Raw genomic sequence first — 25,877 nt, 5'->3', positions numbered from 1 at the left:
TTATTATCGCGCGGTAATGCCCGGTTTGCTCGCTCTTGCCGTACTATCGCGCGTGCACTGACCAGGATTGCGCGCCTTGGCCATATTATCGCGTGGTTGCTGCTCGGGGTTGCGCGCTTTGGACGTGTTACTGCGCGATCATTGGCTCGATTGCGCGCTCAAACCTTATTATCGCGCGGTAATGCCCGGTTTGCTCGCTCTTGCCGTACTATCGCGCGTGCACTGACCAGGATTGCGCTATCCGGCCACGTTATTGCGCGGTTACTGACGGGATTGCGCGATCCAACCACATTTTCGCGCGGTAAATGACCAGGATTCCGCGCTCAATCTATTTAACTAGTTTTTCGGTACTTCAATCAATACTGCGTCACCTTGACCGCCTCCGCTGCAGATTGCTGCAATACCTAATCCGCCTCCGCGGCGTTTTAGCTCATGAATTAATGTCAAAATGATGCGTGCTCCACTTGCGCCGATTGGGTGGCCAAGTGCAACTGCTCCACCGTTGACGTTTACTTTTTCAGGGTCGATGTCAGCGATTTTTCCACTTGCCAATGATACTGCGGCAAATGCTTCGTTAATTTCAAATAAATCTATATCATCTTTAGCGTAACCGGTTTTTTCTAGTAATTTATTAATCACAAGTCCTGGAGTTTGCGGAAAGCGCTCCGCTTCAACTGCAACCTCAGCATGACCAAGTACAGTTGCCATCGCTTTTTTACCTAATTGTTCTGCCTTTTCGTCAGACATTACAACAAATGCACATGCCCCATCATTAACTCCAGGTGCATTTCCAGCAGTAATTGTGCCATTTGGATCGAATGCTGGACGTAATTTTGCTAGTTTCTCCGTACTAGTATCCTTTCTAGGTGCTTCATCCGTATCGACAACAATTGGTTCACCTTTACGTTGTGGTACTTCCACTGATACAATTTCATCAGCAAATTTTCCGTCTTCAATTGCTTTTACGGCACGTTGATGACTACGATAAGACCATTCATCTTGTGCTTCTCTAGTTAGCCCATATTCCTCCGCGGTGCTATTACCGTAGTTACCCATATGAACCCCTTGAAATGAGCATGTTAGTCCATCATGTACCATCATATCCTTAACACTTTTATCTCCCATTCTATTTCCCCAGCGTGCATCGGGTAAGAAGTATGGTGCATTACTCATGCTTTCCATTCCACCAGCTACAATGACTTCTTCTTCTCCAAGACGTATCAATTGATCTGCCAATGTCACACTACGAAGACCAGAAGCACATACCTTGTTAATTGTTTCCGTTTTAACTTCCCACGGAATTCCAGCCTCACGTGCTGCCTGTCTGGATGGGATTTGCCCCTGCCCTCCTTGTAAAACAGTTCCCATGATTACTTCATCAATCTCGGATTCTGATAATCCCGCACGATCTAATGCTGCACGGATTGCTCTTCCCCCTAATTGAGACGCTGTAAAAGGTTTTAAAGCTCCACCAAATTTTCCAAAAGGTGTTCTTGCTCCAGATACGATAACTGTTTTTCTCATGCTTAAACCATTCCTTTCTATATTTTATGTACTACTAATCTATCAACCATTGATAACGCTTACTTTTTTGATTGAACGCTCGCTCAGATATTATTTTTAAAAGGAGAGGGGTATCGGTTAACCCCTCTTTTAATAATCTTACGCTGTTTTTGCTTCTTCATCAACAAACACAGACAGCGCTAAGATTTCTGCAACGTCCATGGTACTAATATCTTCCTCTACTTCTTTCGCTTTTGTTCCATCACTTAACATGGTTAGACAGAATGGGCATGCACTTGAAATCATGGTAGGCTCGACAGCAATTGCTTGTTCTGTACGAGCAACATTGATTCGGTTACCTGTTTTTTCTTCTACCCACATTAAACCGCCACCTGCACCACAACACATGGCATTTTCTTTACTGCGTTGCATTTCAACTAGCTCAAGACCAGGAATTGCATTAAGAATTTCTCTCGGCGGATCATAAACACCATTGTATCGTCCTAGGTAACAGGAATCATGATACGTGAGTCGTTCGTTTAATTCCCGCTTCGGTGCTAGTCTTCCATCCATAACGAGATCAAATAACATTTGTGTATGGTGATAAATCTCTGCCTCAAAGCCAAAGTCAGGATATTCATTTTTGAAAATGTTGTATGCGTGTGGATCAATTGTTACAATTTTTGTCACACCATTTTTTTCAAATTCTTTAATGTTCTTCTCAGCTATTTCCTGAAATAAAAATTCATTACCGATACGACGAGCAGTATCACCTGAATTCGCTTCTTTATTTCCTAAGATTGCAAAGCTAACTCCTGCTTTGTTCATTAGTTTTGCAAACGCTATAGCGATCTTCTGACTACGGCTATCGTATGAGCCCATTGAACTTACCCAGAATAAATAGTCAAATTCTTTATCTTCTTTTTTCAATTCTTTAACAGTTGGAATGTAGACAGATTCATCCATTTCACGCCATTTGATACGATCTTTTTTCGATAAGCCCCATGGATTCCCTTGACGCTCAATGTTCATTACTGCCCGTTGTGCATCCGGATCCATTTTTCCTTCTGTCATAACAAGGTAACGACGAAGGTCAATAATTTTATCAACATGCTCATTCATTACAGGGCATGCATCTTCACAGTTACGACAAGTTGTACACGCAGAAAGTTCTTCTTCTGTAATAACGTCACCAATTAAGCTGACATTTTCCATGCCTGCTGCTACTTCTTGATTAACCATTTGATTTCCTTTTGTGTTAGTAAAAGCATATGTTGGAACCCATGGTGATTTACCAGTAACAGCAGCACCTTTTTCTGTTAAATGGTCACGAATTTTCACCATCAAATCCATTGGTGAGAGCATCTTACCAGTGCCTGAAGCCGGACATACATCTGTACAGCGACCACATTCCACACAGGCATAGAAATCAATCATTTGATACTGTTCAAAATCTTCCACTTTACCAACACCAAAAGAAATCTCTTCTTCATTTTCAGCCTCTTCATCAATATCAAAATCTATTTTCTTTAATTTTCCAGGTACACTTTTACTCAAAAATACATTGATTGGCGCTGCAATTAAGTGTGCGTGCTTGGATTGTGGGACATAAACCAGGAATGTAAGAATGGTAATTGTGTGAATCCACCAAGCGATGAAAAACACGACTGCGGCTGCTGTTGGTGACATCCAGCCAAAAACGCTTGCTATTAAACTAGCAACTGGTTCCGTCCATGTCGCATCATGACCTTGCCAGATTTGCGTCATACCGTTGCCTACTAACACAGAAAGCATTAGGGTTCCGATAAATATCAGTACCAATCCTGCTTTAAATCCACGCTTTAGGCGAACAAGCTTTTCAACATAGCGACGATGAAATCCGATAGCTACTGCCACTAGAATCATTAATGTAACGAGTTCCTGGAAGAATGTAAAGCCGGGATACAGCGGTCCAAGCGGCAAATGCTTGCCGGGTGCTAAGCCCTTAATAAACATATCAATTGCACCAAATTGAACAAGTATAAAGCCATAAAACATCATGACGTGCATAATTCCGGACTTTTTATCCTTCAATAGTTTTGATTGTCCAAAAACTATCGTGCCAATTTTCTTTAAACGTGCTTTGATTTCCCCATCAAACTCAGACTTTTTTCCAAGGTTGATGTATGCTACTCTCGTTGCTATAACTCTAGCGAATAAATATAATCCATAGATGACGATAGCGATAAACAGCAACGTATTAATGAGTATAAACGTCTTCATTATTCGCTCCCCCTTTTGTCTATTATACTGAAAAATGGCAGCGATTTCATTTTCCAGAAAATTAAATCGCAAAACACTATACTATTACTTTAAATGTGAATGATCATTCAGTCAACACATTTTTTTCTATTTAGTAATTATCATTTTAAAACCAAAAAATCTCCTCACCTAGGAGCAGATGAGGAGATATTATTACATTTTTTCAGGTGCGGTTACCCCAATTAGTAGCAGACCGTTAGCAATCGTGATGCGAACTGCTTTCATTAATGCAATGCGCGCTTTCGTAAGGTCTGGGTTTTCCTGATCTAATACTTTTTCGGCGTTATAAAAGCTGTGTAACAACGATGCTAAATCAAATACATATTGCGTCACTTTATGTGGCGTATGTTTTTCAGCTGCATCAGCAATCGTTTGTGGGAATTCGCCCATTTTCTTAAGCAAATCTACTTCTTTTTCAGCAGTCAAAAGACTCGCATCATAATTTTCTTCCTTTGAAAACCCTTTTTCCTCGGCTTGCTTCAACATTGTACAAATCCTTGCATGAGCATATTGCACGTAATAAACAGGGTTATCGTTCGATTGTGAGCGGGCAAGGTTCAAATCAAAGTCGAGCTGGGAATCGTTCGAACGTGTAACAAAGAAGTATCGAACTGCATCAATACCAACTTCATCCATTAACTCGCGCAAGGCAACAGCTTTACCTGTTCGTTTACTCATTCTTAGCTTCTCACCATTTTCAAACAAATTAACCATTTGAATGATTTTTACGTCAAACTTGTCTTTAGAATACCCTAGCGCTTGAATCGCAGCATGCATTCTGGGAATGTAGCCATGATGATCTGCTCCCCAAACGTTGATTATTTTGTCAAATCCACGTTCAAGCTTATTTTGGTGATAAGCAATATCCGGTGTTAAATAGGTGTAGCTTCCATCTTGCTTGATTAATACGCGGTCTTTATCATCGCCAAAATCGGTCGAACGAAACCATGTAGCTCCGTCTTTTTCATAGATATAACCGCCTTTTTCTAGTGATTTTAAAGCATTGCTAACTTTATCATCAGCATATAACGAACGTTCAGAAAACCAGTTATCAAAATCAACACCGAAATCAGCTAAATCTGTTTTAATTTTACCAAGTTCATATTCTAAACCATATTCTTTAAAAAACAACAAACGTTCTTTTTCATCAGCATTTGCCCATTTATCCCCGTATTCTTCAGCAAGTGTCTTACCAATCTCAATAATGTCGGGACCGTGATAGCCATCTTCAGGCATTTCAGCTTCCTTATCTAAAGCTTGTAGGTAACGTGCCTCGACAGACAATGCCAGGTTGTCAATTTGGTTCCCTGCATCATTAATATAATATTCCCGTTCCACATTGTATCCTGCTCTATCTAAAACATTACAAAGAACATCACCAAACGCCGCTCCACGTGCATGGCCTAAGTGTAAATCACCTGTTGGGTTAACGGATACAAATTCAACTTGAATTTTCTCCCCTTGACCAGCATTCGTTTTACCATATGCCTCACCAGCATCGATAATAGTTGGAATCAGTTGACCAAGAAAATCATTTTTCGTGAAAAAGTTAATGAAACCTGGTCCAGCAATTTCCACTTTTTCAATCGATGCTTTTGATTGGTCTAGCGCATTTACAATCTCTTCGGCAATTTTTCGTGGTGCCTTTTTAGCAATTCGCGCAAGCTGCATCGCAATATTTGAAGCAAAATCACCATGTGCCTTATCCTTTGGCTTTTCCAATATAATGTCTGGTAATTCTTCTTCGTTTGCTAAATTCGATTTCATTACAGCTGCTGCAATTTCCTGTTTCAGCGCTTCTTCAGTTTGTGCCAATATATTCATTGTGGATTCTCCTCTTTAATTGACAAGATAAGTTCATGTTCACGCTCTGCTTGCCCATTTAATTTCACTGTATATGTTATAGATAATTTTCCTGAGTTTGTTTGGTCAAACGCCTCATAATTTATTTGGTCCGTAAATGTTTCCATGTGAAAATTACCATGTGGATGCTTATAAACATTTTCCGTTATCTGGTTTTGATGAAATTGCTGGTGCATAGATATAGCACCTGATCGTTTTACACTTACTTTTTCAGCTTGGATTGTATATAAGTTCTTAATTATTACATTATCTTCAAGCTGTTCATTGAAGGTTAAAACATCAAAGTTGTTCTTTTTATAAATAGTTCCAGTTGCGTTCGTTGTTGTTCGTTCTATTTGCCCATCGTCTCTTATTGACATATGCAGTTCAATTGCAACTGGGGTCTGTTGTAAATCCATTTAATCGCTCCTGCTTCATGATAAATCGTATATTTTCTTATTATAGCGATAAACAGGGGTGAATTTCAATATAAAGGTTAGGGGATGATGTTTTGGCTGTGGGGATGAAAACGCCCCCTACAAGGGGCGTTTTCACGCTATTTCACCCAGCCTAACAATATTTCTCTCACAAATTTGCTTGCTGCAATTGCTGTTTGTTCGGAATGATCGTATGCTGGTGCAACTTCTACTAGATCAGCGCCAACAACTTCAATCTCGGAATCGGCAATTAATTGAATTGCTTCCAGCAGTTCACTTGATGTAATTCCACCTGCTTCTGCAGTTCCAGTACCTGGTGCAAATGCTGGATCTAGCACATCGATATCGATAGTGACATATACTTTTCTCCCACTTAATGAGGGTAAAATTTTACGCAATGGTTCAGCAACGTGAAACTTGCTCATGTGCATACCACTTTCTTTTGCATAATGAAATTCCTCACGCATGCCTGACCGAATTCCAAAAGAGTATACATTATCAGGACCAATTAACTCACAAATCTTCCTTACTGGTGTGGAATGAGATAGTACCTCACCCTCATATTCCTCTCGCAAATCAGCATGTGCATCAATATGAATTAGTGCCATATCAGAATATTTTTCATGCATTGCACGAATGACCGGCCATGTAACAAGATGCTCCCCGCCAAGTCCAAGCGGAAATTTTCCAGCTGTAACAAGTTTCTTAATATATTCCTCTATCATTGCAATACTTCGCTCGGCATTCCCAAATGGTAAAGGAATATCACCTGCATCAAAATATGCAATTTCCTCCAAATGCTTATCCATATATGGGCTGTATTCTTCCAAGCCAATTGATGCTTCACGAATACGTCCTGGGCCAAACCGTGATCCCGGACGGAAGCTAACCGTCCAGTCCATCGGCATACCATAAATGACTGCTTTTGCTTTTTCAAAATCGTTCTGTGACATGATAAAGACTTTGCCTGAATAAGCTTCGTCAAATCGCATGAAAATCCTCCTTTAAAACTTCATTCTGTTAAATCTTTTACAAACCGCGGCAACGCAAACGAGGCAAAATGAAGCTCTGGTGTATAATACTTCGTCACGATTTCTGTAAAGCGTTCTTCTTTAACCTTTAACGGATTGTGTATTTTACTTCCCATTGTAAACGTCCATAAGCCGCTGGGGTATGTTGGAATGTTCGCTGTGTACAACTTCGTAACAGAGAAAATTTCTTTAACATCTTTATACACCTGATGGATTAAATCAGCTTTAAACCATGGATTATCTGTTTGTGCAACAAAAATCCCATCATCCTTCAGTGCCTTAGCTATTCCAGCGTAAAAACCTTGTGTAAAAAGATTGACTGCTGGACCAACTGGTTCTGTGGAATCAACTAGTATTACGTCAAATTCACGATCACTTTCAGCGATGTACATAAAGCCATCTCCTACTTTCACCTCAACTCGCTCGTCATCAAGAGTCCCTGCAATTGTTGGCAGATATTTTTTCGAATATGCAATGACATCTCCATCAATATCAACTAATGTAGCCTTTTGTACGGATTTATGCTTCAATACTTCACGAATAACACCACCGTCTCCACCACCTACAACTAAAACATTTTTAGGATTCGGATGGGTAAACAAAGGAACGTGTGCGACCATCTCATGATAGACAAATTCGTCTTTCTCAGTTGTCATGACCATATCATCCAAAACGAGCATGTTGCCCCATTCTTCAGTCTCAATCATTTGTAATTCCTGATAATCCGTCTTAACAGCTGCTAGAGTTTGTTTGATTTTTGCTGTAATTCCAAAGCTTGCTGTTTGTTTTTCGGTAAACCAAATACCCAAGAAAAACATCTCCTTCTATGTGTAAATATAATAATTAGGCTATTTTCTAAAAGATTGTTGATTTTGTTTTACACAAAAGATTCAAACTGCGACGTAAGTGCTCTGTAAACTTCGCATTCTGTAACACTCTTTTGCCCGCAGGAAGTGGGTTTCTTCCAAGAAGGCTCAACACGAGTCCGTGGAAAGCGTAGTGAATTTCCGGAACGGCAGCCAAGCCGTCATTTCAATTTACATCGCATTTTACCTAAAACTACGATTAAAAAAGCAACAAAATTTACGAAAAGAGTCTGTATTTAAAAACATATTAAACAAGAAAATTATAGAGAAAAATGTCAAAAAAGCAAGCACTTTTCTGTAATTTAAGTTTAATTCTTTATATCTTTTCCCATAATGTGAGTAATGCACACGAAAATTGGAGATACAATTATGAAATGGAATTTTTTCAAACGAAAAAAGAGTCGATTTGTGATGATAGCTGCTATTGGAACACTAGTGCTTGCTATAAGTTTTATAGCTTGTGTTTATTTAGTTAGCTTTCTCCTCGGACCACCTAAGCTGACTACTGAACAAAATACCATCTATTATAGTAACAGTGGTGCTGTAATTGGCGAAGAAAGCGGAAATCAAAGTCGCTATTGGGTTGACTTAGAAGATATATCACCAGACCTTATTCAAGCCACTTTACTAATAGAAGATCAGCATTTCCGTGATCATAACGGATTTGATATACCTCGAATCGCTAGTGCCGTTTTAACAGATATTAAAACCATGTCATTAAAAGAAGGTGCAAGTACACTCACACAGCAGTACGCACGGAATTTATATTTATCCTTTGAGAAAACTTGGGCAAGGAAACTGCAAGAGGCATTTTATACTGTCCGATTAGAAATGTTCTATTCAAAGGATAAAATTTTAGAGGGCTATTTGAATACGATTTATTATGGGCATGGAGCCTATGGAATCGAAGCGGCTAGCAGGTATTTTTTTAATAAATCCGCAAGTGAACTGACAATTGCTGAATCAGCTATGTTAGCAGCAATCCCTAAAGGTCCGACATATTATTCTCCATACAATAATATGGAAAATGCAAAGAACCGACAAAAACGGATACTTGGGATAATGTTAGAGAAGGATGTAATCGATAAGGAAGAATATTTTTTAGCTACAAGAGAAAAACTGGCTTTTGCTGAATCAGAGGAACAGCGGGCTGAAATGGTTGCGCCGTACTTTCAAGATGCTGTTTTGAAGGAAGCGGCAGGTATATTGGACATTGATAAAGAATTGGTTCGATCAGGCGGCTATCAAATTTATACAACACTTAACCTTGGACTCCAACAGAAATTGGAAGCAAAAATTAATGATGTCTTTCAAGACGAAAGTAAAATCGAAGTAGGTGCAATGGCTGTTGAACCCACTTCTGGCGACATTCAAGCATTAGTCGGCGGACGTGATTATGAATCAAGTCAATTTAACCGTGCGATGCAGGCCAAACGAATGCCTGGGTCTGCGTTCAAACCGTTCCTTTACTATGCTGCATTAAAAAATGGCTATACACCTACAACAATGCTAATGAGTAAACCGACTGCTTTTGAATTAGAAGAAGGGAAGGTTTATCAGCCTAGCAATTATAACGGTTATTACGCTTATGAACCAATTACGCTCGCGCAAGCATTGGCATTATCTGACAACGTTTATGCAGTAAAAACGAACCTCTTTTTGGGAACTGAGAAATTAGTTGAAACTGCTAAAGACTTTGGAATTGACAGTAACCTACCCGCAGTACCGTCCCTTGCGTTAGGAACTGCTACAGTATCGATTGAAGATATGGTAACTGGATATGGCATGATTGCGAACGGCGGTCATAAAATTGAAGGACATACGGTAGACAAGATTGTTGATCGTAATGGGAAAGTTGTATTTGAAAGAGACGACAAAGAAGGAAAACAATTGCTGGATCCAAAAGCTCTATATATTCTGTCGCAATTAATGACCGGGATGTTCGATCATGCGTTAGATGGTTATATGTCTGTTACCGGTGCACCGATAGCTGATGAGCTTACACGTACGTATGCAGGAAAATCTGGAACAACCAACTCAGACAGCTGGATGATTGGCTTTAGTCCTAAACTTGTAACAGGTGTTTGGGCTGGTTATGATGACAACCGATCGATAGTTAAGGTTGCAGAAGAATCGTATGCAAAAAAAACATGGGCAGCGTTTATGGAAGCAGCCCACGAGGGGTTACCTAAGACAAAATTTGAAGCGCCATCTGATATAGTAAGTGTGAAAATAGACCCTAAATCAGGTAAACGCGCAACACCTTATTGTGAAACTAGCCGTGTCATGTATTTTAAAAAAGGTACGGAACCTAAAGAATACTGTGACGTACACTTCCCTGGTAAAGAAGAAGAAAAGCATAATTCTGAAGAAAAAGATGGAGTGATTAAGAAGTTTTTTGATGTGTTTTTCTAGCTAAGTAATGGAATAAAAAGAAGCTGACCCGGGTCCTCCCCTTAAGTCAGCTTCTTTTTTGTCCTAGTAATACATGAGAAAAGCCCATGTATACATATTTTACAAATTTCTATGACAAAGTACAAGAATTTACGTGGTTATTCATGATTCGTTCACAAATTGTTCACTATTTTGGTAGTGCATCCTTTAATTCATCTGTCGAATTATTCCACATGTCTCCACCTTCAAAATCGGCAAGAAAATCTTTCAGTAATTTTTTGGAATGTTCATCCATGTGTTCAACGATAATTTTACCCTTTAGTGATTTATCCATATGTGTCACATGCTCCGGCATTGACTTGTATGCACGTTTTATTTCACGGTCAACTCGAATTTCACTGCCACAAACCCCAGCGAAATAAGGACCATTTTCTCCTTTTTCAACAGTAACCCAAACGATCCAATACAATTTACCATTTGGAACTGCATCTTTATCAGGTAAAAATTTCACACGACGTTCTACATCACTTCGCGCATGCATGGCACCCATATCAACATATGCTTTATTTTCATTTGGATCCACAATAACAGGCGACATATTTTCAAGACTGATAGCACCCATTCCATAACCGCCGTGTCCATCAGTGGAATCATCTTTAATAATCGTAAATGGATTACTTTTCTTTTGATTAGAAGATTCATCTGAACTCATTCTATTGACCCTCCTACGTCACGTTTGCTTTTTATTGTAGCACATTAGTAAGGTAAACTTAAAAAATCAACCTTACTGTAGTGGATTTTTCTGAAGGGAAGCAATAAACGTCCATGCTTCATTTATCTCATCTGAGGTATAATTTTGTTTCGGTTTAACAATATGAATTTTTTCAACCACTGCATCCTTTGATAAATCATCAAAATACAACATTGTTGAAACAAGCTCTAGAAAACGGGAGCTTCTTCGTTGCAGGAGCTCCACCTGTGTCTTGATGTCAGGCATATCAATCGAAAATTGATTTAAGAAGTCAAGTCCGTCGCCGGTTATCCGATAATTGTATTGATAATAATTGCTTTTATCCTCCTTCATTTCCGCAACAAATCCCAGATTACACAGCTCTTCCATTCGGAGTGTTAGTTCTTCTGAATATGGACCATAAAAATGAAATTGATATTTCTCTTCAAACGGCACATGGCACTTTTGTAAAATATATATCATTTTTTGCAGCTTTTTCCGTCCAGTTACCTCTTCTGCTACAGCAAAAAATTGCATTAGTTTTGCATGATTAGTCAACATTTTATTTACTCTCCCCTTGCCCGTACAAAAGTTCAAAAATTCGTTTTTTCAAGTGACTCTTATCATTCATCCGATGTAGAACATCTGCTGGAAAATACAGCTTATGATCCGTTCGTTTTTTCCCCGAAATGGACTCCACAATATCCGAGTGGCGTGACAATTCTTTCAGTTCATTGTTTGGCATTAACAAATGAATTGGCAATCGCTCCTCTTCCTCACCAGGGCGGTAAAAGTCATAAGGTAAATCTGACGATGAATCAACCACAAGATAATATTCTGGGTCAATCCCGGCGTCTTGGAATAATTTGTACAATTCCATCCACTCGTTCATCTGTTGGTTTGGGTTAAATTCAATATATTTAAACAGCCGTCGATTCATAAATCGCTCACATAAATCATGAAGTACTGGATCGTCTTCTTCTTGCCAGGCCTGAAAATAATAGAAAACAATTGATTCATCAAGTTTTAAATAATCGGCCAAATCAACATCTTCTTTAAAGAATGAAATGAAATGCGTTGGCTCTAACTTGAACGTATAATTTTTTTCAAATAAATGTTTAGCACGGTGAAGAATTTTCGATAGAATAACTTCAGCACTTCGTGTTACAGGGTGAAAATAAACCTGCCAATACATTTGATATCGACTCATAATATAGTCTTCCACGGCATGCATACCACTTGATTTAATCACTACCTGGTCGTCAATCGGGCGCATTACGCGCAAAATACGTTCCATATCAAAGTGACCGTAACTTACACCGGTGAAATAAGCATCACGCTGCAAATAGTCCATTCGATCAGCATCTATTTGACTCGATATTAAACTAACAACAAGTTTATCTTCATACGTTTTCGCGATAACATCAGAAACTTTTTGGGCGAAACCGGGTGAAACTCGTTTCAAAATCTTGTTTACAAACGTGTCACCAAGTATGATTTGTTGTGTAAAGTGTTCGTGATCTAGTTTAAACACTTTTTCAAACGAATGGGAGAACGGCCCGTGTCCTAGATCGTGTAACAGTGCAGCACATAAACATAATAGACGTTCGTCTTTATTCCAATGCGGACGATCTTGGAAATTATAAATAATTCTTCGAACAATTTCATAAACACCTAGTGAATGATTAAACCTGCTATGCTCCGCACCGTGAAAGGTTAAATTGGTTGTCCCAAGCTGCTTGATACGACGTAAGCGTTGGAATTCAGGTGTTGCGATTAGGTCCCAAATTACTTGATCTTTAACGTGAACATATCTATGTACAGGGTCTTTAAAAACTTTTTCTTCGTTTAATTGTTCATCTTTATATGCCATTAATTTCCAACCCGTTCCTTTTCGACAATTTTGTTTTATTATATAATAGTTAGTCAAAGTTAAAAAGAGTTTAATTCACTTTTTCTTAGGGAGATCATTATGCAAAATTGGAAAAAAATTATTCATCATGCGACATTTCGTTATATTGATCAATCAAATATAAAATTTTTTTACAACGAACCGTTAACTGCATTATCATCATTCGCTATTGATGACGCTTTAGCGTTATCTGTTAGTGACGGTGGCTCTCCGCCCTCTATTCGGCTATGGGTCCATCCAGATACGATTGTACTTGGTATTCCAGATGCCCGGTTACCGTATATCAATGACGGTATTCAGTATCTTCAAAAACGCGGATATCGTGCGGTTGTTCGTAATTCTGGTGGGCTTGCCGTCGCGTTAGACAATGGCGTTTTAAATATTTCACTCGTTTTACCTGGTGTCAAGCATTTATCGATTCATACATGCTACGAAGCGATGGTCAGCTTTGTCCAATACATGCTACGAGATTTAACCGATAAAATCGAGGCGTATGAAATTGTCGGATCGTACTGCCCTGGTGACTATGATTTAAGCATTGGTGGTCGCAAGTTTGCCGGGATTTCCCAGCGACGTGTTAAAGATGGTGCGGCGATTCAAATTTATTTGGATGTGGAAGGTAATGGCCGGGAACGAGCAGAAATGATCCGTCAATTCTATGAGGTTAGTCACCGTGGAGAAAAAACAAAATTTTCCTATCCAATGGTTGTTCCTGAAACAATGGCTTCCTTATCGGAATTGTTAGACGAAAACATTTCGATGGAAGACATGAAATCCCGCGTTCGTTTATCTTTGGAAGAACTTAGTAATGAAGTAGTAGTGATCGATTTTTCGGACAGTGAGTTAGGTGCATTTGAAAAACGATTGGAACAGATGAAAAAGCGAAATGAAAAGATCGGCTGACATGGACTAAGCCGAATGGAATTTGATATGGGATTGAAGTAAGTAGTGGATATCAACTACGGTTATTAGTTTATCGATTGTTTTCCCCAACTATCGACAGCTCTATTCATATATCAACCAATCTCTAACATTATCAACCGCTCCACTTAGATATCGACAGTTTCGCTCATATGTCCGATTTGTTGACGAAACGTAAAAAAGCTTACAATGGCGAGCATTTGCCATTGTAAGCTTTTTTATTGCTCTATTTATCCGCTTGCGCTGCTGTAATCAACGCTAGTTTATAAACATCCTCTGCACTACACCCGCGGGATAAATCATTAACTGGTTGGTTTAACCCTTGTAAAATGGGACCAACTGCTTCAAATCCTCCGAGGCGCTGGGCGATCTTATAACCGATATTGCCAGCTTCCAAACTAGGGAAAATAAACACATTTGCATCCCCCGTCAAAATTGAATTTGGCGCCTTTTTCTCCGCAACAGCTGGGACAAAGGCTGCATCAAATTGAAACTCTCCGTCAATAACTAATTCAGTATTCTTTTCTTTAGCTATCGTTATTGCATCGACAACTTTTTCTGTTTCTGCTGATTTTGCCGAGCCCATTGTAGAAAAGCTCAACATAGCAATACGAGGATCAACATCAAATAATTTAGCCGTTTCCGCACTTTCCACAGCAATTTCTGCTAAATCCTGACTGTCCGGGGCAATATTTATGGCACAATCGGCAAAAACATATTTTTCATCCCCACGAACCATGATAAATACGCCAGATGTCTTTTTGACACCTTCTTTCGTTTTAATAATTTGTAATGCTGGACGAACAGTATCTGCAGTCGAATGTGCCGCACCGCTTACTAACCCGTCTGCTTGATTCATATATACAAGCATTGTTCCAAAGTAGTTTTCATCGAGTAAAATCTTTCTAGCATCCTCATTAGTTACTTTTCCTTTTCTGCGTTCTACAAATGTTTCTACCATCAAATCGAATTCCGGAAAGTCAGTTGGGTTGATTATTTTACACGAAGAAACGTCAACACCAACTTCTTCTGCACAACGCTTAATAGCAGACTTTTCTCCAATTAATACAGGCATTAAAATTCCTGATGCACCTAATTTACTAGCAGCTGTTACAATTCGTTCATCCAGACTTTCTGGAAAAACAATATGTTTATTTGATTGTTCTAATTTATTTTCAAGTGTTTCGAACAAATTACTCATTGGCACACCCTCCATTTACATGTGTATCTAATTAAATGATAGTTGAATCAATGCTGAAATTAAAGAAATTGCTTTCTACTTTGCACTGAAATATGACAAAATGTTGACAATGTACTTCGAAACGATTCCAAGTTGAAACCTCTATCCATGATTATCTTTCCCCAATTGTGATATAGTAAAAACATATCAAGCAAATGATAAAGGAGAGAAAAGAAATGGCAGAAGCAGTTGAAACAATGGATGGCTGGTATTGCCTACATGATTTAAGAAGCATTGATTGGACTTCTTGGAAAATGGCTTCAAATGAAGAACGCCAAGCAGCTGTTCATGAATTCGAACAATTATTGTCGAAATGGGAAGCAGTTGAAGAAGCAAAAAATGGTAGTCATGTTATATACACAGTTGTTGGACAAAAAGCTGACATTATGATGATGTTTTTACGCCCAACAATGGTTGAATTAAATGAATTAGAAACAGAATTTAATAAATCAAAGTTTGCTGAGTACTTAAAACCTGCTCATTCATACGTATCCGTGGTCGAGCTTTCTAAGTACGCACCACAAAAAGAAGGTGTTGATCCAGAGACACTTCCAGAAACCCAAGCGCGATTAAAACCAATTTTACCAAAATGGGAACATATGTGTTTCTATCCAATGGATAAGCGTCGTCAAGGTGACGAAAACTGGTACACACTTGAATTCGGCGAGCGCGGCAAAATGCTTTATGAACATAGTAAAACTGGTCGAAAATATGCAGGACGTGTGAAACAAATTATCACCGGATCGTTTGGTTTTGATGACTGGGAATGGGGCGTGACACTGTTCGCTCATGACGTACTCCAATTAAAACGTATCGTTTACGAAATGCGTTTTGATGAAGTGAGTGCAAAGTATGGCGAATTTGGTGAATTCTTTGTCGGAAATCATCTTCCTAAAGAAAATGTTGCTGCTTTTCTTCACGTTTAAACGTACACATTATTAAGCTACCTTATCATTTGATGAGGTAGCTTTTTCTATGTTCTTATTCATATTTTCATCATAATCTATTTCCAAGCTTCATATATATCATTCATAAGCCTTGCATCATGATGTGCAGAAATGAGGTGTTTTTGTGGCGGTAATTAAATCAACAACCAAAGGGCTAAACTTATTAGCGCGGTTAATGCGTGCAGAAGCTGAAGGGGATGGCAAACTCGGCATGCTGATGGTTGGGAATACCGGTGTAAACAGGGTAAGGGTTGAATGTTTGGATTTTACTGATATAAATACAATCCAAAGGATGGTGTTTCAAAGTCCGGGTGGCTTTGAATCTACACAAAAGGGTTATTTTTATCAACGTGCTAGAGAGAAAGATAAAAACTTAGCCAGAAAAGTAATAAATGGGAAACGATATCATCCCGCTACAAATTCGTTGTGGTTCTTCAGACCAGAAGGGGCTTGTCCGGCACAATGGTTCAATCAAGCTAATGTTGGTAGATTCAAGTCGCATTGTTTCTTTGCCCCAACAGCTACTGATTGCCCTAAAGCTTATTAACACCATATTAGAGGAGGTTTTTGTATGAGTGAGAAAAATGAAAGTACAAATCAATCGTTCGAAAATCCTTACCAAGCCTATCCATATTATTACTATCCACCAGTGTCACCTGCATACTATCCAGCATATGACTACAGACAAGATCCACAAATGCAAATGCAGCAACCACAAGGTGGATTTCAGCAGCAACAAGGCGTACAGCAAGGTGGTGTTGCTGGTCCCCAAGGAATGTTACCTGAGGAAGAATCATACATCGAAAATATTTTGCGGTTAAATAAAGGAAAAAAAGCTACTGTTTATATGACATTTGAAAACAATACACAATGGAACGCAAAGGTTTTTAAAGGAATTATTGAAGCGGCAGGACGTGACCATTTAATTTTAAGTGACCCGCAAACAGGAAAACGTTATTTATTATTAATGATTTATCTTGACTACGTTACATTTGATGAAGAATTAAACTATGCCTATCCATATGGTGGGGCGAATCAAGATATGGCAAATTACCCACCAAGGTAGTAAATGGAATCCTCCATAAATACAGTAAATAAGGATGGCCCATTTGGAGATGATCCGCTTCTGTTTAGGTGGGATCCAAGTCCTTTGGGGCATCCTATTATTTTGTTATCATCCATTAATTTGGTTTGCTACTAGAAAGGGTGATTTTGATGAGACATCCATATGAGAAATTTATTCGTTTGGAATTACTCGCCATTTTAGTAGCTGTTATTATTGGTCTTTTTGCCCTTATCAAGGGATTCCTCTTAATTATAATCCTTGCTTTATACATGATTGCATTCAGTTTGATTAGTGGGGCAATCGTTGAATGGAACATGAACCAGACCAATCAGGCTGGAAAACACTTTTTACAGGCAATTCTTCTATTTATTTTCACTACCTATATGATTTTTCAATTATAAGTATTTAACAACAGCATAGCCAAGTAAAATCCAGCCTACTAAAAATGCAACCCCGCCGAGTGGCGTAATCATAGCAAATGTTTTTATTCCAGTGGTTGAATAAACGTACAGGCTGCCTGAAAACAATAGGATCCCAATAAAGAACATCCAGCCTGCCCACATCATGCTACCGGATTGAATTTTGGCAAGGATCAGTCCAGTCACAAGTAACGCCATTGTGTGGAACATTTGATAATTTACAGCTTTATCCCACGTATTTAGCATTTTTTCCGAGAGTTTCCCTTCCAAACCGTGTGCTCCGAAGGCTCCTAATGCTACTGCTAAAAATCCATTTATTGTGCCTAAAATTAAAAACAACTTCATTTCCGTTCACCTTTCTTGTTTAAAAGTCAAAAATTGATTTTCCATTTGCATCGTCATGAATAATGGTTGATGTACTGGATTGTTTTTTAATCATCGATGAAGCATTCTCTGCTCCAATCATTGCATTAATTTCATCTTCTGTAATTTCATTATTGCCAACAACAGGTGAGGATTCTTCCTCTAACAACAACTCACAAAGAAGTTTAACATTAGCTATATGCTTAACCATATCTTTTTGATTCATTTGTTTTCTACTTGCCTCATCTACCTCTTTCTTCATCTTTTGAAGAACTGTTTGATTCGTTACTGCCACAATTATCGCTCCTTTACTTTTAAAGCTAAGGTCTCATTTAGTATAACATGTCCTATTCATATAGGGTAAAAGATAGTTTTATGACAAATTTAAAAAGCCTTGAAGACATTTCCCCAAGACTTTGCATATTAAAAAGCGCTCTTTGCTCTTTCACAAAGACTGTTTTCTAGAAGATCGTTGCTTTTTCAAATGATGAATCTTATTTAATAGTCTAAAACGTAACACAAATAGGGCAATTACCGTTCCTAAAATGGCTGGGAATATCTATATTGCTCCCTACCCCCCATTTTTTCAACTGCAGGACATATATTTATCTTTCTGTTCGTATTCACCCTTTTGCTTTTGTTCTTCTTTATGGCGGTCATAAACCCATTGCAAAAACTCAATTTCACTCTTCTGCAACTTTCTTCCAAGCTTCTCTTTCGTATCCTCTAATACATCTAAAAAGCTCTCCACGTTATGAAACCCCCCCAATTTAACTCAGCCGATTTTTCTCTACTTTTTATTGTACCTTTATTTACCAAGGTAATCAACATAAAATTGATAATTAATCAAATTTACTGATAATAGTTTCGCCATTGAACCTATCAACCATTTGTTATTCGGGAATAATTGCTTATTTTCTGCACCGAATTGAATTTATCCTTATAAATAATGTGTTCTCTGTCAAATTTTGTTGGACTGTCAATTCCAGCCACTGCTGCAAGTTCAAATATACCTTCACGTAATGCGACTAAATAGTTACAGACCCTATACTTTTTTTCTTCTATACTCAATGCCTTTTGTAAGTTTGGATCAGTTGTTGCGACTCCAACTGGGCAGTTATTTGTATGACATACTTGTGCCATTATACAGCCTACACTTAGCATAAATCCTCTAGCGATATTAATCATATTTGCACCTAAAGCCAGTGCCATCACAATTTTATCTGGTGTGATTAACTTTCCAGAAGCAATAATATGTGTACGGCCACGAAGATCATATTTTTTAAGTAAATCGTCAACTAATGGCAAGGCTGTAAACGTTGGAAGACCTACAGATTCTGCTAATTCATAATAAGAAGCGCCTGTTCCGCCATTTCCTCCGTCGATCGTAATGAAATCTGGAACGATATTTGTTTCCTTCATGACTTTCACGTATTCCTCTATTTGTTGTTCATCACCAGCCACTATCTTTGTTCCGACTGGTTTACCCCCAATATCACGCATTTTTTCAACAAATTGCAGTAACCCTTTCGCATCATCGAACTCTCTAAATCTATTTGGGCTATTTATCGTAACACTAGGGTTTACTTTGCGTATTTCAGCAATTTCATCTGTCACTTTACTACCATCCACATGACCACCACGTGTTTTGGCACCTTGGGCCAATTTTAATTCAAACGCCTTAACTTGGTCCGTTTCAGCACGTTTTTTAAATTCCTCCCAGGAAAATTCACCATCCTTTGTTCGTACACCAAAAAGTCCAGGACTAATCTGCATGATGATATCTACATCGCCTTTCAAATGATACGGAGATACACTACCCTCTCCAGTATTCATCCATGTACCACCTGCCATTCCTAAACCTTTTGACAAAGTAGTTATTGCATGATCACCTAATGATCCAAAGCTCATTGCTGATTGACCTATCAATCCTTTAATTCTAAACGGTTGTTTAACAGTGTTTTTCCCTAATACGATTTCTTCATCATCAGTCAAATAAAATGGATTAATTACGTCCTCCACATGATGCTCTTTGCGGCTAAGCAGTTTCTCATTGTCGATTTGATATAGTCGTGTTTTAATTTTGGGATTCTGTTCGATTTTCAATTCTTCCCTTTGTTTGGGAAACATGTTGTTAACAAGATATAGACCCTGTTCATCAAATGCACGTTCTGAGCCATATCCGATCATTCGTGTATTATATTTTGCCGCCTTATAAACAAATTCAAATTGCCTGCGGTTAAATGGTTTGCCTTCATTATCATTGTTAAATAAATATTGGCGAAACTCTGGGCCAGCTTTCTCAATAATGTAGCGTGCTTTTCCTAAGAGTGGGTAGTTTCGTAAAATCGAATGCTCCTTTTGCTTTTGGTCATGTACATAAACTCGTAGAAACATAGACAATGGTATAACAATTAAAAATACTATAATTACAATTAACGTAATTAATAAAGCTGATGTCATTCCTAATCGTCTCCTTTATAATAAATACGGTAAATAAACTAGTATAATAATAAACACCCAAATCACATCAACAAAATGCCAATAGTATTGAAAGATTCGCTGTTTTTCTGTGTATAATTGATAGGATTGCTTCATCGTTTTATATTGGATAAGCAGAAGAATCATCCAACCGGAACCAAACGTAACATGTGCTGCATGCAGTCCCACTAATACATAAAATGCTGACATAAAAACATTGACAGTCAATCCATTACCTTCCTGCACATATTTATAAAACTCATGAATCTCCAGCCCTAAGAAAATAAGCCCGAGAAGCAATGTTATTCCTAAGCCTGTGAGGTTTTGTTTACTTTCACGTACGTTTAATCCTTTTTCCGCAAAAATTAATGTCCCACTGCTCGATAATAAGAAAACCGATGATAGAATAACACTCTTCGCTTCAAATACGTCAATTGGTCTAGGGCTTGACGGAGCAGGTGTAAAAATAATGTACGTGGCAAATAATGTCGCAAACATTACACTTTCTACAAATAAATAAATTAAAAAGCCTAATTGTTTGTCCTTAAATAAAGCAGCTTGCTCATTCATTGGAATGCCCCTCCTTTAGGTCATACGCTTTTCGTTCATCGGTTAGCGATCGAACAATAAATAATAGGAAAGCAGAAGCACCACCAAGTACTGCTAGTAAGTACCATGTATAAATCATCCCTAGACTCATAATCGATAAAGAAAATGCAATACAGAATGGTAAAATAGTATTTACTGAAATTGGTGCTGGTCGTGTATTATTCGTTGTACGTAGCTTTTCACCGGAAACCTTTGCGTACCAAAACGGATCCATCTCTTTAACAATCGGCATTGGTTCAAACGTATTTTCTTGTGATGGCGATTGAACAGTCCATTCAAGTGTACGACCATCCCACGGATCATTTCCGACCTTCTTACCGTGTTTATGTGTCTTATAAAGATTCCATCCAACAAACAGCATACTGCTCCCCATCAAAAAAGCACCAATCGTACTTGTTAAATTAAGTGCAAAAAGGTCATCTCCCCACTGATAGGTGTATACCCGGCGAGGCATTCCTTGTAAGCCGGTAACATGCATTGGTAAAAATGTTAAATGAAATCCAATGATAAATAACCAAAAATGCCATTTGCCCAATTTTTCATCCAACACCTTTCCGGTAACTTTCGGATACCAAAAATAGATTCCCGCAAATATCCCTAAAATGGTTGAACCAATAATGGTGTAATGGAAATGGGCAACGACAAAATGTGTATCATGGTATTGGAAATTTGCCGCAGCGACAGATAGCATAACTCCAGTAACGCCGCCCATTACAAATGTTGGAATGAATCCAAGCGCGAATAACATTGGTGTCGTTATCTTCACAACACCACCACGCATTGTGAACAGCCAATTAAATACCTTAATACCTGTAGGCACTGCAATTAGCATTGTGGTAATTGCAAAGAATGTATTTGCCATTGGTCCTAGTCCAACTGTAAACATATGATGGGCCCAAACCATGAATCCAAGAAATCCGATTAAGATAATTGAAAGTACCATCGCCGGATAACCAAATATCCGTTTCTTTGAAAATGTTGAAATTATATCTGAGAATATACCAAACGCCGGCAGTGCTAAAATATATACTTCCGGATGTCCAAAAATCCAGAATAAATGCTGCCAATAAACAGGGTTGCCAGTATCACCTGAAAAGAACCCAGTACCAAACATACGGTCAAACATTAATAGATAAAGCCCCATTGATAATACAGAAAAGGCTATTAATATCAGAAATGATGTAATTAACGTTGCCCAAGAGAATAGCGGCATTCTCGTTAACCTCATCCCCGGTGCACGATGACGGACAATCGTGACAATCATATTAATTGCTGTGAAAATCGTTCCAAGCCCTGATACCTGCAAACTAAAAACAAAATAATCATTTCCGACACTTGGCGTAAACGTATCGGTTGATAATGGTGCATACCCAGTCCATCCTGCATTTGGTGCACTGTTAAAGAAAAAGGACATATTAAATAAAATTGCCCCGGCTAAAAACAACCAAAAGCTCACCGCATTTAAAAATGGAAATGCAAGATCACGGGCTCCTATTTGTAGGGGAACCGCTACATTCATCAGCCCAATTAACAATGGCATAGCAACAAAGAAAATCATCATCGTACCATGTGTTGTAAATAATTCATTATATTTTTCCTGCTGGAACACCCAAAACGCTGCATGCGGTTGTGCTAATTGTAGCCTAATTAACAATGCATCTGTACCTGCACGTAAGAAGAAAATGACACCGAACAAGATATACATCGTACCAATTTTCCGGTGATTGGTCGTACGCATATATTCCCAGATTAGTGGCCATTTTCGCTTATTCATAACATATATAAACAGAATTGCACCTAATACAATTGATAGAATCCATGCAGCTATAATATCAGACGGGACAAAAATAGATTTGCCGAAAAATGGTATGGTCATGATTTCACCCTCTATGCAATAGATTACTAGATTAAAAAAATTATTTAGTCAGCCATTTTTGATAGGTTTCTTCTGATACAACCCTTGCTGTAAAACGCATTTTTGTATGATTTACACCACAAAATTCAGCGCATTTACCATCATATGTCCCTTTTTTGGGGTTATCTATCTTATAAACGAGCTCTTTTTCTGGAAGGACATCTGTTTTACCACCAAGGGATGGAATCCAAAATGAATGAATTACATCCGTCGACTTCAAATGAAACACAATGGATTTATTTTCTGGGATAACAAGCTCGTTTGTAGACTCTTTTCCGTTCCCATAGGTGAACGTCCAGAAAAACTGTTGTGCTGTTACGTCAATATGGATTGCATCATCCTGTGTAGTCGCTTTTGGTGTTGTTGCTGATTGATTATATGTAACTGCAATGGTTGGTACTGCAAGCACAGTGAGCAACAAAATGGGTAGGATTGTCCAGGTTAATTCTAATTTCTTGTTTCCTTTTATATCTTTTGGAATTGTATTTTTGTTATGTTCTGTCTCACGATATTTCCACACAAATCGTGTCATCAACAGAAAGACAATTATGAGAACTATCATCATCAATGCAAAACTGAAGCTGATTAAAAAAGCCTGGTTGTCTGCCGTTTTACTCTGCGGATCAAGTACCGATATATCGCAACCAGTTAATAAACATGCAAATACAAGCAACCTTATTCTTATGAGAATATTTTTCATTTAACCAACAGCCCTTATCATAAAATGTTTAGTTACAAACTATTTACCTTTAAGTTGATAAACTAAACATAGCAAATGCTATAACCTAGCGTTAGAGGCAAAAAAATCCCAGCTGTACGCTGAGATTTTTTTGTAGATATTTTAGTATAAAAATGGCTAATTTGCCGGTTTCTCCCAATTTGACCTTTAGAAAAACGCACAAGCGTTTTTCCTACAAACCATTTACTTTCGTTTCTAACTCTTTCATACGGTTTTGTAATGCATCGATATCTTCTTTTGTTGCCAAACCTAAATCCTTCGCCATTTTTTGTGTTTGATCGTATTGTTTGGTACTCCATTCATCTTTTTTCATTTCACCTTTTTCAATGAATTTCCGCATTACTTCTCGTGCCTGTTCTGGTGTTAATTCATTTTTCTCAACCTGTTCGTTCAGCATTTTACTTAATTTTTCCTTACCACTAACTGCTGCACCTAACCCTAATAAAAATCCCTTCTTCAATAAAGAATCTCCACTCATAATTGACACCTCCTATTTTCTTAGTCTAATCATTCGATAATGTTTTAAAAAAATTATTATAATGGTTAAAGAAAGAATACATACTGCTGCCTCACCAATAATTTTTAAAAATACCAATCCCATGCTCGTTGCATAGACGAATAGACTGATTCCCCCAATAATAAGGGTAAAGGTTAGTATTTCAAGCAGCAGATAAAAGTGATGAAGCTGTTGCTTTTGCTGCTTTTCTTTTTCCCATTTCCTATTCTCTTCCCCACTTTCCAACCAATTTAACATTGCTTTTGGGTAAGAGAGTATCGGCTGTAGTGTTTCTTTAGTAAATTGTTTGTATATGGAGCCGACTATACTGCCTCCAAACCACTCGGTGATTTTTGGTTTTGCCCATTTTCCGAAATCGATATCGGGGTAAATTTCAATTAATACACCAAATACAATAGAAGCAGCTCTCCCTAGATAAGCATAATCAGCTGATAACTGAATTGGTTGTTCTTTAATAAATTCTCGAATGTCTTCTTTCACTTGCTCAATCGTATGAGAATCCATTTGCTTAAACGATCCATTTTCATACATTTCAACCGTTTGTTTAATCATTTTCTTCAATCTATCCCGATTGGCATTAGGCAAGACAAAATTCATTTCATCTAACGTATTTATTATTTTTTCATAATCGTCCATAATTAATCCCTGTATTAACCGTTTAAAGTATTGAGTGTCTTGTTTACGAACCTCACCCATCATCCCAAAATCAATAACAGCAATCCTGCCATCACTTTGGATTAAAATGTTACCAGCATGTGGATCAGCGTGAAAATAACCAGAATTCAGGAATTGATCTAAATAAAAATCAAACAATGTTTTAGCTGTTTGTTTTATATTTATGTTATGACGATTCATATAGTTTATGTTTGTTATTTTCGCTCCTTCTATCCATTCCATTACAAGTACCTTTTTTGTACATAATTCTTCATAATAGTTAGGGATATGAATAGTTTCATATTCCTGATATCGTTCTTTGAAATACTTCCCAAATCCAAGTTCCTTCTCAAAGTCAAGCTCTCTTTCCATAACATAAATTAATTCACGGTAGAGTTCATCTAGATTAGCTTTTTTCCCAAAGCCTGTGAAAACGGAAATTAACCAAAAAACTATTTTTAATGCTTTAAAATCCATATGAAAAATATCATCAATACGATAGCGCTGTACCTTTATCGCAACAACTGTACCATCTGTTAACTTCGCTTTATATACCTGTCCAATGGAAGCGGCTGCTATCGGGGATTCATCGATTTCCATCAAGTTTTCCTGAAGCGTGCTATTCCACTCTGATTCTATCGATGCTTTCGCATAAGAATACGGAATTGCTGGAACACGGTCAACAAGCCCCGCAAGTTCTTTAATAAATACATCTGGCATAAAATCAGTTCGTGTACTTAAGAACTGTCCAACTTTTATCAGTACACCACCTAATTTTATTGCGTTTTCCCTATATTCTCTTGCTTGTTTCTTCAAAAGAGCATTCCATTTTTGATAAGTTTGCTCATCCCAAATACGATGCCACATATGAAAAAAGTATTGTTGAAGAATAAACTTTACTACCATCCAAACGATAACCGTACAACGATAAAATACATTATATTTTAATGAACTCCGCACCATTAACACCTCAAACCTACTGTACCCAAT

25 protein-coding genes are annotated in these 25,877 nt (G+C 38.0%); 6 read left to right on the top strand and 19 right to left on the bottom strand.

Features of this window, described 5'->3' with window-relative positions:
- Positions 1 to 336: 336 nt before the first annotated feature.
- The 6 genes from CS937_RS15435 to speE form a co-directional block, all read right to left on the bottom strand.
- Entirely contained in the window at positions 337 to 1,524 is a 1,188-nt protein-coding gene (locus CS937_RS15435; protein ID WP_099159367.1) for an acetyl-CoA C-acetyltransferase, read from the bottom strand.
- Positions 1,525 to 1,662: 138 nt separating this feature from the next.
- Positions 1,663 to 3,765 (bottom strand): heterodisulfide reductase-related iron-sulfur binding cluster, encoded by a 2,103-nt coding sequence (locus CS937_RS15430; protein WP_099159366.1) that lies wholly within the window; start codon positions 3,763 to 3,765, stop codon positions 1,663 to 1,665.
- A 192-nt stretch (positions 3,766 to 3,957) separates the two neighbouring features.
- Positions 3,958 to 5,628: an arginine--tRNA ligase gene (argS, locus tag CS937_RS15425; protein ID WP_099159365.1), complete on the bottom strand. Its 1,671-nt coding sequence runs from the start codon at positions 5,626 to 5,628 to the stop codon at positions 3,958 to 3,960.
- Positions 5,625 to 6,065, bottom strand: a complete 441-nt coding sequence (locus tag CS937_RS15420; protein WP_099159364.1) for a YwiB family protein — start codon at positions 6,063 to 6,065, stop codon at positions 5,625 to 5,627. Before CS937_RS15420 ends, argS begins: the two co-directional genes overlap by 4 nt.
- Positions 6,066 to 6,202: 137 nt before the next feature.
- Positions 6,203 to 7,075: an agmatinase gene (speB, locus tag CS937_RS15415; protein WP_099159363.1), complete on the bottom strand. Its 873-nt coding sequence runs from the start codon at positions 7,073 to 7,075 to the stop codon at positions 6,203 to 6,205.
- A 20-nt stretch (positions 7,076 to 7,095) separates the two neighbouring features.
- Entirely contained in the window at positions 7,096 to 7,923 is an 828-nt protein-coding gene (gene speE / locus CS937_RS15410) for a polyamine aminopropyltransferase (protein WP_099159362.1), read from the bottom strand.
- Positions 7,924 to 8,349: 426 nt separating this feature from the next.
- Here speE and CS937_RS15405 point away from each other — a divergent pair, with 426 nt between their 5' ends.
- Positions 8,350 to 10,395, top strand: a complete 2,046-nt coding sequence (locus CS937_RS15405) for a transglycosylase domain-containing protein (RefSeq protein WP_099159361.1) — start codon at positions 8,350 to 8,352, stop codon at positions 10,393 to 10,395.
- Between the two features lie 166 nt (positions 10,396 to 10,561).
- Here CS937_RS15405 and CS937_RS15400 read toward each other — a convergent pair whose 3' ends face one another.
- The 3 genes from CS937_RS15400 to CS937_RS15390 form a co-directional block, all read right to left on the bottom strand.
- A complete protein-coding gene (locus CS937_RS15400) occupies positions 10,562 to 11,086 on the bottom strand; it encodes a YwhD family protein (RefSeq protein WP_099159360.1) in 525 nt (174 codons plus the stop codon).
- A 72-nt stretch (positions 11,087 to 11,158) separates the two neighbouring features.
- Complete coding sequence (locus tag CS937_RS15395) at positions 11,159 to 11,665, bottom strand: YwgA family protein (RefSeq protein WP_099159359.1); 507 nt, start codon at positions 11,663 to 11,665, stop codon at positions 11,159 to 11,161.
- A gap of 1 nt (position 11,666) precedes the next feature.
- Positions 11,667 to 12,977 (bottom strand): HD domain-containing protein, encoded by a 1,311-nt coding sequence (locus tag CS937_RS15390; RefSeq protein ID WP_099159358.1) that lies wholly within the window; start codon positions 12,975 to 12,977, stop codon positions 11,667 to 11,669.
- 99 nt (positions 12,978 to 13,076) lie between these two features.
- On the opposite strand from CS937_RS15390, the gene CS937_RS15385 reads away from it, so the two are divergent.
- On the top strand, positions 13,077 to 13,919 hold the full coding sequence (locus CS937_RS15385; protein WP_099159357.1) for a lipoate--protein ligase family protein: 843 nt from the start codon (positions 13,077 to 13,079) through the stop codon (positions 13,917 to 13,919).
- Between the two features lie 244 nt (positions 13,920 to 14,163).
- Here the strand turns inward: CS937_RS15385 and pta are convergent, their stop codons facing one another.
- Complete coding sequence (gene pta, locus CS937_RS15380) at positions 14,164 to 15,138, bottom strand: phosphate acetyltransferase (RefSeq protein WP_099159356.1); 975 nt, start codon at positions 15,136 to 15,138, stop codon at positions 14,164 to 14,166.
- A gap of 215 nt (positions 15,139 to 15,353) precedes the next feature.
- Here pta and hemQ point away from each other — a divergent pair, with 215 nt between their 5' ends.
- The 4 genes from hemQ to CS937_RS15360 all read left to right on the top strand — a co-directional run bounded on the left by hemQ (position 15,354) and on the right by CS937_RS15360 (position 17,591).
- Positions 15,354 to 16,103, top strand: a complete 750-nt coding sequence (gene hemQ, locus CS937_RS15375) for a hydrogen peroxide-dependent heme synthase (protein ID WP_099159355.1) — start codon at positions 15,354 to 15,356, stop codon at positions 16,101 to 16,103.
- 145 nt (positions 16,104 to 16,248) lie between these two features.
- A complete protein-coding gene (locus CS937_RS15370) occupies positions 16,249 to 16,671 on the top strand; it encodes a cell wall hydrolase (RefSeq protein WP_099159354.1) in 423 nt (140 codons plus the stop codon).
- 24 nt (positions 16,672 to 16,695) lie between these two features.
- Entirely contained in the window at positions 16,696 to 17,190 is a 495-nt protein-coding gene (gene gerQ / locus CS937_RS15365; protein ID WP_099159353.1) for a spore coat protein GerQ, read from the top strand.
- Between the two features lie 149 nt (positions 17,191 to 17,339).
- Entirely contained in the window at positions 17,340 to 17,591 is a 252-nt protein-coding gene (locus CS937_RS15360) for a hypothetical protein (RefSeq protein ID WP_099159352.1), read from the top strand.
- Here CS937_RS15360 and CS937_RS15355 read toward each other — a convergent pair.
- The 9 genes from CS937_RS15355 to CS937_RS15320 all read right to left on the bottom strand — a co-directional run bounded on the left by CS937_RS15355 (position 17,586) and on the right by CS937_RS15320 (position 25,850).
- Entirely contained in the window at positions 17,586 to 17,954 is a 369-nt protein-coding gene (locus CS937_RS15355; RefSeq protein WP_099159351.1) for a DUF423 domain-containing protein, read from the bottom strand. The genes CS937_RS15360 and CS937_RS15355 overlap by 6 nt on opposite strands.
- A gap of 19 nt (positions 17,955 to 17,973) precedes the next feature.
- On the bottom strand, positions 17,974 to 18,267 hold the full coding sequence (locus CS937_RS15350) for a DUF5327 family protein (RefSeq protein ID WP_099159350.1): 294 nt from the start codon (positions 18,265 to 18,267) through the stop codon (positions 17,974 to 17,976).
- 291 nt (positions 18,268 to 18,558) lie between these two features.
- Positions 18,559 to 18,723 (bottom strand): hypothetical protein, encoded by a 165-nt coding sequence (locus CS937_RS19555; RefSeq protein WP_176555855.1) that lies wholly within the window; start codon positions 18,721 to 18,723, stop codon positions 18,559 to 18,561.
- 131 nt (positions 18,724 to 18,854) lie between these two features.
- Complete coding sequence (locus CS937_RS15345; RefSeq protein ID WP_099159349.1) at positions 18,855 to 20,435, bottom strand: FMN-binding glutamate synthase family protein; 1,581 nt, start codon at positions 20,433 to 20,435, stop codon at positions 18,855 to 18,857.
- A gap of 15 nt (positions 20,436 to 20,450) precedes the next feature.
- Complete coding sequence (locus CS937_RS15340; protein WP_099159348.1) at positions 20,451 to 21,023, bottom strand: cytochrome c oxidase subunit 3; 573 nt, start codon at positions 21,021 to 21,023, stop codon at positions 20,451 to 20,453.
- The gene (locus tag CS937_RS15335) at positions 21,016 to 22,938 is read right to left on the bottom strand and encodes a cytochrome c oxidase subunit I (protein ID WP_099159347.1); all 1,923 of its coding nucleotides are present in this window, start codon (positions 22,936 to 22,938) and stop codon (positions 21,016 to 21,018) included. The genes CS937_RS15340 and CS937_RS15335 overlap by 8 nt, the downstream gene beginning before the upstream one ends.
- A gap of 40 nt (positions 22,939 to 22,978) precedes the next feature.
- A complete protein-coding gene (gene coxB, locus CS937_RS15330) occupies positions 22,979 to 23,677 on the bottom strand; it encodes a cytochrome c oxidase subunit II (protein ID WP_099159346.1) in 699 nt (232 codons plus the stop codon).
- 211 nt (positions 23,678 to 23,888) lie between these two features.
- Complete coding sequence (locus CS937_RS15325; RefSeq protein ID WP_099159345.1) at positions 23,889 to 24,194, bottom strand: phasin family protein; 306 nt, start codon at positions 24,192 to 24,194, stop codon at positions 23,889 to 23,891.
- A gap of 12 nt (positions 24,195 to 24,206) precedes the next feature.
- Positions 24,207 to 25,850 (bottom strand): ABC1 kinase family protein, encoded by a 1,644-nt coding sequence (locus CS937_RS15320; protein WP_425445485.1) that lies wholly within the window; start codon positions 25,848 to 25,850, stop codon positions 24,207 to 24,209.
- Positions 25,851 to 25,877 lie beyond the last annotated feature (27 nt).

This window comes from Virgibacillus ndiopensis, from assembly GCF_900187325.1.
Classification (GTDB): domain Bacteria; phylum Bacillota; class Bacilli; order Bacillales; family Amphibacillaceae; genus Virgibacillus_E; species Virgibacillus_E ndiopensis.
The sequence above is the reverse complement of the archived record's forward strand: the minus strand, read 5'-3'. Positions and strand labels throughout refer to the sequence as shown.